The following is a 12,759-nucleotide window of genomic DNA, read 5'->3' as shown; positions in this document are numbered from 1 at the left end:
CCATGGCGTATTGGCGGCCTCATACGCCCAGCCCGTGCGCGTTGCGCAACAAACCGCAGCGCCAATAAAAATCCCCGCGGATTCGCACCCGCGGGGATTTTGCACTGCCTGAACATTCAGCACATCAGCTCGGCGTGACGCCAACCGCTGTTATCGAACCGGCCATAACGAGCGGGACGTCCTGCACGATTACGCTGCTGCTGCGTCCTTCAGCTTCTTCAGCGGACGTGCCTTGATGCGCACGCTAGCCGGCTTGGCCGGGAACCAACGCTCTTCGCCCGTGAACGGGTCTTTGCCGAAGCGCTTCTTCTTCGCCGGCACAGCTTGCACGACGATCTTCAGAAGACCCGACAGCGTGAATTCGCCAGCACCCTTCTTGTGGACTGCGCCGAGGATCGTGTCTTCGAGCGCGGCCAGCACAGCCTTGGCAGCCTTCGGCTCAACAGCAGCCAGTTCTGCGACGTGTGCAGCCAGCGAGGCCTTCGTGAAGGTGTCCTTGATCGGCGACGGGGCGCCGCCAGACGCCTTCACGGCGACCTTCTTAGCTGCGACGACTTTCTTCGCAGGAACTTTCTTCGCAGCAACCTTTTTGGTCGGTACCGTAGCAGCCTTCTTGGCCACCTTTTTTGCGGAAGTCGGCATGTTTCTCCTACCTGTTGTTGGTCAGTGAATGCAAGAAGCGCCCGCGGTATGCGCACGCTTCAAGGCCGGATTCTACAAGCGCTATGGCGTTTTGCGCGACTCTTTTGTGTATTAGCGTTACGGTTTGTTGCGTCGCGCCGACTCCGCAACACTTTTTAACCCGTATTTCAGGGGGTAAACGTGAAACGGCGCATGAAAAATGAACCCTGGCGCTCAGCGTGCGAGACGGGGCATCAGCTTCGCAAGCGCCGTTAACGCAGCATCAATCTGTTCAACCGCGATGCCGCCGTAGCCGAACATCAGACCAGGCTGCGGCCTCGCTCGACGATGAAATCGAGCGATTCCGTAGAGCCCGATCGACGCCGCGCGCGCCGCTGCGATCACCTTTTCCTCGGTAATCGTCCCTTTGAGGCGCGCGGCGAGATGGATGCCGGCGGTCGGCACCACGGCGTCAAACCATGGTTCGAGGCCGCCTTGCAGATGCTCGAGCAGACACACGCGACGCGCCGCATAGATCTTGTGCATGCGCCGCAAATGCTTGGCGAACTCACCATCCAGCATGAAAGCCGCAAGCGCGGTCTGGGTCAGCGTGCAGCCGTGCAGGTCGGCAACCTGCCGCGCCGTGCAAAGCGGCCTGAGCAATGGAGCGGGCGGCACCACGTAGCCGACTCGCAGCTCCGGGAAGATCGTTTTCGAAAACGTGCCGATATAAGCGACCAGTCCGGCGCGATCGAGACTTTTCAACGGCTCCATAGGCCGGCCTTCGAAGCGATATTCGCTGTCGTAGTCGTCCTCGATGATCACTGCGCCGCGCTTTTGCGCCCATTCCAGCAACGCAACGCGACGCTCGAGACTCATCGGCATGCCGAGCGGAAACTGGTGCGAAGGCGTGACATAGACGAGCCGCGCATTGTCCGGAAGTTTGTGAACCATCAGGCCGTCCGCATCCACCGGCACGGCAACGACCTTCGCCCCGGCCGCCGCGAAGCAGGCACGCGCGGGCGGATAGCCGGGATCTTCGAGCGCCGCCACGTCACCCGGACGCAGCATGACACGCGCCATCAGGTCGAGCGCGTGCTGCGCGCCTTGCGTGACGAGTACCTCATCCGCGTTGCACACGACCGCGCGGTTAAACCCGAGATAGCGCGAAATCGCGAGACGCAACTCCGGCTCCCCGGCGGCGTCGCGATAAATACCTGGACTGCGCGACTGCACTTGCACAGCCTGATTGATGCAGCGGCGCCAGACGTCGAACGGGAACAGCGATTTGTCCGTCATGCCGCCGATGAATTCGTGCTCCAACACGAGCTTCGATGCCGGCAACGACAAGCCGGCAGGCATGTGTTCCCAAAGCGGCTGTGCGCGCGCTTTAGAACGGGCTTTCGTCTGCGCACGCGCCGGTTCAACTGTCCGAACGTAGCCCGCATGTTGCACGGGTAGCCGCTGCAGACCTTCGGCAACGAACGTTCCTGCCCCTGTGCGCGCGCTCAGATAGCCCTCGGCAAGCAGCCGCTCGAACACATCAAGCGTCGTCTTGCGCGATACGCCGAGTTGCACCGCGAGATCGCGCGTGGAAGGCAAACGCGTGCCGCCCGCCAAACGTCCTTCGACGATGCCCGCGCGCAATTGCCGGTAGATCTGGCCCGCCAGGTCGCGGCGTCCAACGACTACGATGTGGATGTCCATCGAAGTGGCTACCTGAAATAGTCGATAAATGGCTATTTTATACGACCAATCTAAGGCCTAAGCTGACGTTCGTGGTCCCGTCTTGCGGACATTTTCAATCAGGAGCAAATCATGCAATCCCGTCTCGACTTCTACAAAGCGAGCCCCACCGGCACCCGCGCCATGATGGCGCTTGAAAAGGCCGTCAGCGAATGCGGTCTCGAGAAGCCGCTGATGGAACTCGTGCGACTGCGCGCCTCGCAGATCAACGGCTGCGCGTTCTGTGTCGACATGCATACTACCGATGCGCGCAAAGGCGGCGAAACGGAGCGGCGTCTGGCGTCCATCGTTGTCTGGCGCGAAGCGCCATTCTTCAGCGCACGCGAACGCGCAGCGCTCGAATGGACGGAAGCGCTCACGCTGGTTGCCCAGACTCATGTGCCGGATGCAGTGTGGGACGCGGTAAGACCGCATTTCACCGATCAGGAACTGGCCGACCTGACGATGCTGGTGGTCGCGATCAACGGTTGGAACCGGATCTCGGTCGGCTTTCGCAAGATTCCGGAATGAATGAAGCCGCACAGCGCAGTGACAGGAAGCGGCCATAAAACAAGGCCGTAAACGGAACAGGGCGCGCCGCAAAGGCACGCCCTGTTCCGTTTATCGAGCGGGAAACGGCATCCGTTCCCGTCTGATATTTACTTCGCTGCGGCAGACAGTTGCCCTTCAGCCTGCGCGGTCTCGCGCGCTTCGTTCGAACTGCGATGATGCTCGCGCGACAGGCGGTTCATCAGCGGCAACAGCAGAACGGCCACCAGCGCACCGAGCGCCGCGAGCCAGCCGAGGCCCATAAAAAGTTTCGTATAGAGCGGCAGCGACTGCAGCGGATCGAGATCGCCGGAAGGCATCTGCGCGAAGTTCGCCACCACGCTGCCGAGGTATTGCGACACACCGCTCGCCACGAAGTACGCGCCCATCAGAAAGCCGCTCATACGCGCCGGCACGTAGCGCGCGATCATCGCGAGACCCAAGCCGCTCACCAGCAGTTCGCCGAGCGAATACAGGCCGTAGCCACCCACCATGAACCACGACGACACCCGGCCGTCCACCGCATAACGACCGCTCACTGCGTAGACAAAGAAGCCCGCTGCGACGACCGCGAAGCCAATCGCATACTTCACCGCCACCGACACATCGTTGCCGCTCTTCGCCGCCCGCGTGTACATCACCGCGAGAATCGGGCTCAGCAGCATGATCCAGATCGGATTGAGCGCCTGGAACTGCGCCGCGCTCCAGGTGAAGAGCGAAGTGCCGAGCACGTAGAAATGCGGATCGACATTGCGAACCGCAAACAGCGTAAGCGACGTGGACATCTGCTGATAGAACACGAAAAACAGGATCGCCTGCAGTGTGAGAACCAGCGCAGCAATCAGACCGGCGCGTTCCGACTGTTCGCATTTCGCGAGCATGTAGCCGAAGATCGCCAGAATCGCGACACCTGCCGTGTAAACGCAGGCCACGGCAATCGCCTTATGCTGCAGCACGAACATGGTTGCGAGGCCGAGCGCGGCGCCACCGATTACCACCATGCCCACGCGATCCCAGCGGATCGGTTCGGAGTCCGGTGCAGAACCCACATGCGCCAGCGTGCGGAACATGATGAAGTAATTCACCACGGCGAGCAGCATGCCGCCGCAGCACACGGCGAAGGCTGCATGCCACCCCCAATGGTCCTTGATCCACGGCGTGGCGAGCATCGACACCGTCGAGCCGATGTTGACGGCCATGTAGTAGATCGTGAACGCGCTGTCGATACGCGCGTCGTCGCCTTCATAGATGCGGCGCACCAGATTCGCCGCATTGGCCTTGAAGAGGCCATTGCCCACGACGATCACGCCAAGCGAGCCATACATGTAGCCGAGCTGATCATTCGGCATCGCCAGCATCAGATACCCGCAGCACAGCACCAGTGCGCCGAACACCATCGTGCGGCGGGCGCCGAGGATCTTGTCGCCGATCCAACCGCCTACCGACGGCGCGGCATACACGAGCGCCGTAAACGCGCCCCAGGTGAGCGTGGCATGACTGTCGGTGAAGCCGAGCTTGTCGATCATGAACAGGACCAACAGCGCGGCCATTCCGTAGTAGCCGAAACGCTCCCACAGCTCGATCAGGAAGACGGTCGAAAACGATCGAGTCTGGGATACGGTTGAATTCATCATTAATCTCGTGTTCTTGGCAACGGCGCGCTTCGGTGAGCGCGCCGCCCGTATGTCCGCGCCCAGGATCGCCGTGCGCGGGATTTCAAGGAGCAAGCGAACCGAAAGCTTATGCCGCTTCGCGAGCGCTCGCGATTCTCCTGAGTGCCAACCTCCGCGTCACTCAGGGAATTCACTGATGCAGGTAACACCACGTAAGGGCAATCGAACATTTTTCCCATGCCTGCCGCGCGATATCATCCATTACTCCAAACGCATCGCGTAATTTAAGCGCCAGATGCATGAATGGTGCGAATTCCAAATAGACGCTGCTATCCTCTGCTGCGCCTCCGGACGGCACCTGTCACTGAGCAAACTGCCGACCAGAATGGGCTTCTGGCACTATAGAGAGTTTATTTCGAAAAAAAACGCCCCCGGGCATACTCGCGCTAGTGCGATGGCCTACAAGGCTATCAAATTTTGTTTACTTAAATCAAACATATTTTGACGGGCTGATTCATCTCGCTATGGTCACGAAAACTGAAAACAAAAATCCGGCCCTCGAGCTGGGTAGCAAGATACGCGCGCTGCGCCAGCGGCTGAAGCGCACACTCGATGACACAGCCACAGCAGCACGCATTTCAAAACCCTTCCTCTCGCAGGTGGAACGCGGCCTCGCCACGCCTTCGCTGACGTCGCTAGCGGGGATCGCCAGCGCGCTCGGCGTCACCGTGCAGTATTTCGTCGACACGCCCAGCGAAGAACGCTCGGTCAGCCGCGGCAACCAGCTGAAGTTTTTCGGTTTCGCCGACTCTGCGAACCTGTTCGCGCGCCTGACCAACCTGACAGGCGGCCGTCAGCTCGAAGCGATTCTGGTGAAGATGCCCCCAGGACAGAAACGCTCCGAGGTGAACACCCATGCAGGCGAAGAATTTCTGTATGTGATCAGCGGCAAGGTCTCGTTGACACTGGAAGGCAAGACATTTGCGCTACAGGCAGGCGATAGCGCGCACTACGAGTCGACCGTGCCGCATAGCTGGGCCAATACGGCGCGCGGCGAATCGCTGGTGGTTTGGGTCGGAACACCGAGATTGTTCTGATAAGGGCGCCCCGCCACCTTCGGTCAGGCCACCCGCTCGTTCGTCATGACACGTGAGAGGCCATGCATTGGCCGGCGCAATGCCACATCGAACGGGTTGGTCTGCGGTCCGAGTGCCTGAGCCTGGCGCCGCAATAATTCGACCACCATCGGCAGACGGTCGTCGCCGAGACGCGCGGCTAGCGTTCCGACGCTGAGCGCCGCCACCGCCACGCCGGTGCGGTCGAGAATCGGCACCGCCACGCCGGCCATGCCGTCCAGCACGCCGCTATTGCGGCCTGCGTACCCGAGTTGCCGCACCCGTTCGATTTCGGTACGCAAATAGACTTCGTCGAGCACGCCGTAGCCGCGAATGCGCGGCACATTGAAGCGAATGATTTCCTCACGCTCGGCTTCCGGAAGAAACGCCAGAATCGCGAGACTCCCCTGCCCAACGCCAAGTGCCACGCGCCCGCCAATATCGCCGGTGAACGAGCGAATCGGGAACGGCCCTTCGCAGATGTCCAGACACACCGCGTCGAAACTGCTTTTGACCAGCAGGAAAATCGTGTCGCCAAGGCTCGCGCACAATCGCAACAACGCCGGCCGGCACAGCGTGCGCATGCCGCTCGGATTGCCCGCCTGAGCCGCGAGCGCAAAGAACTCGACGCTCAGGCGATACAGCTTCGAATTCTCGTCCTGCTCGACCATTCCCTCCGCGATCAGCGCGTGCAGGATGCGGTGTACCGTGCCCTGGGTCAGCCCCACCGCTTTCGCTAGCCGGGTGACGCGCCCGCCATCGGGTTGCGCATCGGCCAAGGCGCGGATGACGGCAAACGAGCGCTGCAGCATGCCCGTGCCGGGTGCGTCGGGTGCGTCGGGGGCATCGGGCGTGTCGGCATGAGCAACCCCTCGCTTTGCGGCAGCATTCATAGTTTTTCCTCAAACTTATTCCACTGTACGGAACACTATAAAGATTTTTATTCGTCAATGGAATAGCCGTCCGCTACCCTCGCGCACGCACTTCCTCCTGAATATTGGGGATTCCTCGCGTATCACAGAGCGGAATGATGCACCGCCATTCCGAACAATTCATTCCGATCAATGGAATTTTTTCCATTCTTATACCGCCAAACGGAATTTGCATTTGACGACGCATAATTTGGCTAGCTAGAGTCGGCTCCATCAGAAGCGTTGTCGATTCAGCCGGTGCCGAGCCACCGAAAGGCCACATCATGTCGTTCCTCACACTCACGGACGTGACGAAAACGTTCGGCGACCTGCATGCCGTCGCCGACGTCAATTTGTCGGTGGAAAAGGGCGAATTCGTTTCGCTGCTCGGTCCTTCCGGTTGCGGCAAGACCACCACGCTGCAGATGATCGCGGGCTTCGTCGAGACCACACGCGGGCGCATCGTGCTCGATGGCCGCGACATCACACATACCAGGCCTAACCAGCGTGGACTCGGCATCGTGTTCCAGAGCTACGCGCTGTTTCCGCACATGAGCGTCGCGCAGAACGTCGCTTTCGGTCTGGAAATGCGCGGCATCGGCAAAACCGAACGCGCCGAACGGGTACGTGAAGCGCTGGCACTGGTGCGGCTCGACACGCTCGCACACCGCTTTCCACGCGAACTCTCCGGCGGCCAGCGGCAACGTGTGGCGCTGGCGCGCGCCATCGTCATCGCGCCGCCCGTGCTGCTGCTCGACGAACCGATGTCGAATCTCGACGCCAAGTTGCGCGAGGACATGCAGTTCGAACTGCGCGCGATCCAGCGCAAGATCGGCACGACCACCATCATGGTCACGCACGACCAGTCGGAAGCGCTGTCGATCAGCGACCGCGTCGTCGTGATGGAAGCGGGTCGCATCACGCAGGTCGATACGCCGTATCGCGCGTATGAGCGCCCCGAAAACCACTTCGTTTCGCAGTTCATCGGCAAGGCCAACATGCTGCCGGGCAAGATCGTCGCGCGCGATGGCAACGACATCCGCATCGACCTCGGCCACGATCTCGCCGAGACCGGCAATACCGCACAACTGCCGATGCGCGAGCGCGTCGTCAACATCGGCGATGCCGTCACCCTATGCATTCGCCCCGAAAAACTACGGCTCTGCGCAGCGGGCGCGGGACGTCTGCCCGCCACCGTCACCAGCCGCTTTTTCCTGGGCAGCCAATGGCTGTACCGGGTGGACTCGAAGCTCGGCGAAGTGCTGGTGTGTTGCCAGAACGAAGGTACGGAACCTTTAGCGGAAGGCGCCACGGTCGGCGTGGACTGGAATAGCGACGCGATCCGCTTCGTGCAGCGGGAGGCACGCCATGGCTAGCGCGCCGCCTCTTTCCTCTGATAACGCGAACAACGCCGATAGCACAGGCAACGCCAACGAGAGCGGCAACGGCAGCAACGGCGATAGTGGTCACCGCGCCGGAAGCACACGCCGCGCGCCATGGCATGCCTTTGTCCCGCTATGGCTGATGTGCGCACCCGCCTTCCTGCTCTTCGCAGCGCTGGTGCTGATCCCGCTCGCGATGACGCTCGTGCTGACCTTCTACCGCTTCGATCCTGCGAGTGGTCCGATTGCTGCATTCCAGTTCGGCAACTACGCGGAAGTGTTGACGTCGAGCTACTTCCACACGATCTTCCTGCGCACTTTCGGCATTGCGTTCGTGACGACCTTGTTGTGCGTGGTGATCGGCACACCCGAAGCGTATGTCCTGTCGCGCATGCGCGATCCGTGGCGCTCGCTGTTCCTGCTGGTGATCCTGGCGCCGTTGCTGGTGTCGGTGGTGGTGCGGGCATTTGGCTGGAGCATGCTGCTCAATCCGGGCGGCCTGGTGAATCAGGCATTCGCCCTGGTGGGTCTCGGACCATACAAGCTCGAATACACGACCTTCGCGATCGTCATCGCTCTCGTGCACGTGATGCTGCCGTTCATGGTGATCCCCGTGTGGACAGCCCTGCAGAAGCTCGACCCGCAAACCGAAAACGCCGCACTGTCGCTGATGGCCTCGCCTGCCACGACGCTGCGGCGCATCGTGTTGCCGCAACTGACGCCGGGCATCCTGTCCGGCAGCCTGATGGTGTTCGGCCTGTCCGCGAGCGCCTTTGCGATTCCGGGCCTGCTCGGTGGACGACGCCTGAAGGTGGCCGCCACGGCCGTCTACGACGAATTCCTCAGCTCGCTGAACTGGCCGCTCGGCGCCACCATCGCCGTGCTGCTGCTGATTGCGAACCTGATCGTGATGTTGACCTACTACCGGCTGCTGGAGCGCAGGTACGCCCGGAGCATGGGCTAATCCACCAGACGACGAGACTACGATGAGAAAAAACGGCCCTCTCGCGCTACTCTTTCATGCGCTCGTGATCCTGTTCGTGCTGGCTCCCCTTGCGATCGTGGTACTGGTCGCCTTCACGCCCGACGAGACGCTGACGTTGCCCACGCACGGTTTCTCGCTGCGCTGGTTCCGCGCGATCCTCGACTATCCCGACTTCATCTCGGCGTTCTTCAACAGTCTCAAGCTTGCCTTCGCGTCGGCCACGCTGTCGCTGATCGTCGCGCTGCCGGCTGCACTTGCCATCGGCCGGGCGCGCTTTCCTGGGCGCGGCTTTCTGAACGGTTTGCTGCTGTCGCCGCTGGTGATTCCCGGTCTCGTGCTGGGCATTGCGTTGCTGCGCTTTTTCGCGCTGATCGGTGCAACCGGCTCGTTCGCATGGCTCGTGCTGGCCCATATGATCATCATCACGCCGTTTGTGATGCGGCTCGTGCTCGCCTCGGTCAGTGGTCTCGATCGCAGCGTCGAGCATGCGGCCGCGTCGCTCGGTGCGGATGCGTGGACCACGTTCCGCCGCATCACTTTTCCGATGATCCTGCCCGGCATCACCGGTGGATGGCTGCTCGCTTTCATCAACAGCTTCGATGAACTGACGATGTCGATCTTCGTCACCTCGCCGCAAACCATCACGCTGCCGGTGCGCATGTACATGTATGCGACCGAATCGATCGATCCGATGATGGCCTCCGTCTCTGCGCTGGTGATCTTTATCACGGCCGGCGCGATGCTGCTGCTCGACCGCGTGTATGGGCTCAATCGCATTTTGATCGGGCAGCACTGATGACTTCTTCTGCTTCGCCTACCATGTCCGGCACGCTGCACGTACCTGAATCCTCCGCTGAACACCGCCCGCAATTCGTACGCGTCGCGGAGCTGCGGCGCGCGCCGCTCGCTTTCGTGCTTGATGGCAAGCCGGTTAGTGCCTTGAACGGCGACACTGTGCTGACTGCGATTCTGACGCAGCAGCGCGAGGTCCGTCGCAGCGAATTCAGTGGCGAACCACGTGCCGGTTTTTGCCTGATCGGCGCGTGCCAGGATTGCTGGGTGCGCAGCGAAGATGGTGTTCGTCTGCGGGCATGTTCCACTTTGCTCACGCAAGGCATGCGCATTGTTACGCACAGCGCTGCGCCGGTTGGCTGCGCGGTGAATGCCGCGAGTAACGTTGGTGCTGCTGGGGACGCTGATGCTGCTCGTACTGCCGGTACTGCTGCGGACGCCGGTAACGCCGGTAACGGAGATGCTGGCAATGCAGCCGCCGACGGAGCCACGCCATGACGCACGAACAACGCGTGGTGATCGTAGGCGCGGGACCAGCCGGCGTACGCGCCGCCGAAACGCTCGTTGCAGCGGGCGTACGCCCCGTGGTGCTCGATGAAAATGCGCGCTGGGGCGGACAGATCTATCGCCAGCCGCCCGCCAATGCCGCATTCGAACGCACGAAGCAAACCCTCTACGGTTTCGAAGCCCGCAAGGCCGACGCCCTGCATACAGCAATGGCGGCGCTGCTGCCGCATCTGGACTACCGGCCCGACACGCTGGCGTGGTCCTGCGGGCAAGGCCGCCTCGACACGTTGCACGCGGGACGCGAAACCGGCGTGCCGTTCACGCATCTGATCATCGCCAGCGGCGCCACCGACCGCGTGCTACCCATACCCGGCTGGACCCTGCCGGGCGTCTATACGCTCGGCGGCGCACAGGTCGCGCTGAAGTCGCAGGGCTGCGCGATCGGCCAGCGCGTCGTGCTGGCGGGCACCGGTCCCTTGCTGTACCTCGTCGCGTATCAGTACGTGAAAGCCGGTGCGCAGGTCGTGGCCGTGCTCGACACCAGCGCGTTCTCGCAGCAGATCGCCGCTGCGCCGAAACTTGCACGCCAGCCCGTCACATTGGCGAAGGGGCTGTACTACGTGGGCTGGTTGCAGGCGCATGGCGTGCGGATCGAGCGCAATGTGACGCTCGTCGGCATCGGCGGTGGGCACCACGTCAAATCCATCGCCTGGCACGGTGCGGGCAACGGCGCAACTGAGGAGACCCTCGTCTGCGACGCAGTGGGCCTCGGCTTCGGCCTGCGTCCGGAGACCCAGCTCGCCGATCTGGCCGGCTGCCGTTTCCGCTTCGATGCGCAGAATCGTTGCTGGCTGCCCGAACTCGACGCCGCTGGACGCAGCTCGGTGCCAGGCATTTACCTGGCCGGCGACGGCGCGGGAATCGCCGGCGCCGATGCCGCGGAACTCGCAGGACGCCGCACCGCTCTCGCCGTCCTCGACGATCTGGGTATCGCCCATCCCCGTGGCCCCAACATGCCCGGCGCAGCATCGCTCGAGCGCCGCTTGCAGCGCATCACCGTGTTCCGCCAGGGCCTCGAAGCCGCCTTCGCGCCGCCCGCCGGCATTGCATCCCAATGGCCTGACGAGATGACCGTGTGCCGTTGCGAAGAAGTGAACGCGGGCGCGCTGCGCGGCTGCATCCGCAGCGGTGGAGCAACCGAGATCAACCGCCTGAAAGCGCTGACCCGCGTCGGCATGGGCCGCTGCCAGGGACGCATGTGTGGCGAAGCCGCGCTTGCCCTGCTGAGCGCGGAAACCGGCAAGCCGCTGGAAGCGGTCGGCCGGCTGCGCAGCCAGCCGCCGGTCAAGCCGATTCCGCTCTCTCCCGCGCTGTATGCCGACGACGTCGCCGAGATACCCGAAGAGGCCCGCGATGAATAAGCCTCTGCACTACGACGTCGCGATTGCCGGCGGCGGCCTGGTCGGCGCCTCGGCTGCGCTTGCGCTCGCCAAAAGCGGCCTGCGCGTGGGCCTCTTCGAACGGCGCTTCTGTGGCGCCCAGGCGAGTGGCGTCAATTACGGGGGCGTGCGTTGCCAAGGGCGGCCGGCCGAACAGATGCCGCTTGCCATGCGGGCACGGCGCGTCTGGGACCGCTTGCCTGAACTGATCGGCATCGATGGCGAGTTTGTAGTCTCCGGCCATTTGCGGCTCGCACGCAGCGAGTCCGATCTCGCCGCGCTCGAAACGTGGGCCCGGATGGCGCGCACGCACGGTCTCGATCCGCAAGTGATCGGCGGCAACGAATTCCGGCGCCGTTACCCGTGGCTGGGCGCCGCGGCCATCGGCGGCTCGCTGTGTGCCAGCGATGGGCACGCGAACCCGCGCCTCGTCTCGCCGGCCTTCGCTCGCGCTGCGCGTGCCGCAGGTGCGGATATCCGTGAGCAGACCGAACTGACCGAAGTTAGCCACGACGGCACGCACTTCCAGTTACGCGCGGGCGATCAGCATTTCACTGCGGACTGGTTGATCAATTCTGCCGGCGCATGGGCCGACAAGATCGCCGCATCCTTTGGCGAAAGCGTGCCAATGAAGCCGATCTACCCGAACATGTGGGTCACCGAGCCACTGCCGCTCTTCATCACGCACAACCTGGGCGTGTACGGCGGCGGCATCTACGCGCGGCAAGTTGCACGCGGCAACTGCGTGGTCGGCGGCGGTCGTGGACACGGCGACGGCGAATACGGCCAGCCCTCCACCGACACCACCCGCGCCGTCATGCGCGATGCCTGCGCGTTGTTGCCTGCGCTGCGCGACGCGCTATTGATCCGCACATGGAGCGGCGTGGAAGGCGAGACGCCGGACAGCAACCCGATAATCGGCGCGAGCCGCACCGTGCCGCGCCTGCTGCACGCGTTCGGCTTCTCGGGCGGCGGCTTTCTGCTCGCGCCCGGAGTCGGCGAAGTGCTCGCCGATCTGATTATCCGCGGCGCGACCTCTACGCCGCTAGACGCATTTGCAATCGATCGTTTCACCTCCGTCCCTACCCTGCACGCTCTCTAGTCAAACCCAGGAGATCCA

Annotated in this window: 11 protein-coding genes and 1 pseudogene; 8 read left to right on the top strand and 4 right to left on the bottom strand. The window is 62.7% G+C overall.

Annotation, left to right across the window (positions count from 1 at the left end):
* Nucleotides 1-189: 189 nt before the first annotated feature.
* Together BUS06_RS28630 and BUS06_RS28625 are read right to left on the bottom strand one after the other, a co-directional pair.
* Complete coding sequence (locus tag BUS06_RS28630) at nt 190-642, bottom strand: HU family DNA-binding protein (RefSeq protein ID WP_074267738.1); 453 nt, start codon at nt 640-642, stop codon at nt 190-192.
* A 213-nt stretch (nt 643-855) separates the two neighbouring features.
* A complete protein-coding gene (locus BUS06_RS28625; protein WP_074267737.1) occupies nt 856-2,328 on the bottom strand; it encodes a MocR-like pyridoxine biosynthesis transcription factor PdxR in 1,473 nt (490 codons plus the stop codon).
* 111 nt (nt 2,329-2,439) lie between these two features.
* On the opposite strand from BUS06_RS28625, the gene BUS06_RS28620 reads away from it, so the two are divergent.
* Entirely contained in the window at nt 2,440-2,877 is a 438-nt protein-coding gene (locus BUS06_RS28620; protein ID WP_074267736.1) for a carboxymuconolactone decarboxylase family protein, read from the top strand.
* 128 nt (nt 2,878-3,005) lie between these two features.
* Here BUS06_RS28620 and BUS06_RS28615 read toward each other — a convergent pair whose 3' ends face one another.
* Nucleotides 3,006-4,529 carry a peptide MFS transporter gene (locus BUS06_RS28615; RefSeq protein ID WP_438803560.1) on the bottom strand — a complete coding sequence of 508 codons (1,524 nt, stop codon included), beginning with the start codon at nt 4,527-4,529 and terminating at the stop codon, nt 3,006-3,008.
* Between the two features lie 503 nt (nt 4,530-5,032).
* On the opposite strand from BUS06_RS28615, the gene BUS06_RS28610 reads away from it, so the two are divergent.
* Nucleotides 5,033-5,605 (top strand): helix-turn-helix domain-containing protein, encoded by a 573-nt coding sequence (locus BUS06_RS28610; RefSeq protein ID WP_074267734.1) that lies wholly within the window; start codon nt 5,033-5,035, stop codon nt 5,603-5,605.
* Between the two features lie 23 nt (nt 5,606-5,628).
* On the opposite strand, the gene BUS06_RS28605 is transcribed toward BUS06_RS28610, so the two are convergent.
* Nucleotides 5,629-6,516 (bottom strand): IclR family transcriptional regulator, encoded by an 888-nt coding sequence (locus BUS06_RS28605; protein ID WP_074267733.1) that lies wholly within the window; start codon nt 6,514-6,516, stop codon nt 5,629-5,631.
* Between the two features lie 302 nt (nt 6,517-6,818).
* On the opposite strand from BUS06_RS28605, the gene BUS06_RS28600 reads away from it, so the two are divergent.
* The 6 genes and pseudogenes from BUS06_RS28600 to BUS06_RS28575 all read left to right on the top strand — a co-directional run bounded on the left by BUS06_RS28600 (nt 6,819) and on the right by BUS06_RS28575 (nt 12,741).
* Entirely contained in the window at nt 6,819-7,910 is a 1,092-nt protein-coding gene (locus tag BUS06_RS28600; protein ID WP_074267732.1) for an ABC transporter ATP-binding protein, read from the top strand.
* Nucleotides 7,903-8,880 carry an ABC transporter permease gene (locus BUS06_RS28595; RefSeq protein ID WP_074267731.1) on the top strand — a complete coding sequence of 326 codons (978 nt, stop codon included), beginning with the start codon at nt 7,903-7,905 and terminating at the stop codon, nt 8,878-8,880. The genes BUS06_RS28600 and BUS06_RS28595 overlap by 8 nt, the downstream gene beginning before the upstream one ends.
* 22 nt (nt 8,881-8,902) lie before the next feature.
* Nucleotides 8,903-9,697 (top strand): ABC transporter permease, encoded by a 795-nt coding sequence (locus BUS06_RS28590; RefSeq protein WP_074267730.1) that lies wholly within the window; start codon nt 8,903-8,905, stop codon nt 9,695-9,697.
* 23 nt (nt 9,698-9,720) lie between these two features.
* A pseudogene (locus BUS06_RS38395) lies at nt 9,721-10,059 on the top strand ((2Fe-2S)-binding protein); the annotation flags it as partial.
* Nucleotides 10,060-10,187: 128 nt separating this feature from the next.
* A complete protein-coding gene (locus BUS06_RS28580) occupies nt 10,188-11,621 on the top strand; it encodes an NAD(P)/FAD-dependent oxidoreductase (RefSeq protein ID WP_074267729.1) in 1,434 nt (477 codons plus the stop codon).
* Nucleotides 11,614-12,741, top strand: a complete 1,128-nt coding sequence (locus BUS06_RS28575) for an NAD(P)/FAD-dependent oxidoreductase (protein WP_074267728.1) — start codon at nt 11,614-11,616, stop codon at nt 12,739-12,741. Before BUS06_RS28580 ends, BUS06_RS28575 begins: the two co-directional genes overlap by 8 nt.
* The last annotated feature ends 18 nt before the right edge of the window (nt 12,742-12,759 follow it).

Source organism: Paraburkholderia phenazinium, from assembly GCF_900141745.1.
GTDB lineage: Bacteria > Pseudomonadota > Gammaproteobacteria > Burkholderiales > Burkholderiaceae > Paraburkholderia > Paraburkholderia phenazinium_B.
Note: the sequence above shows the minus strand (reverse complement) of the source record. Positions and strands in the feature narration are given on the sequence as shown.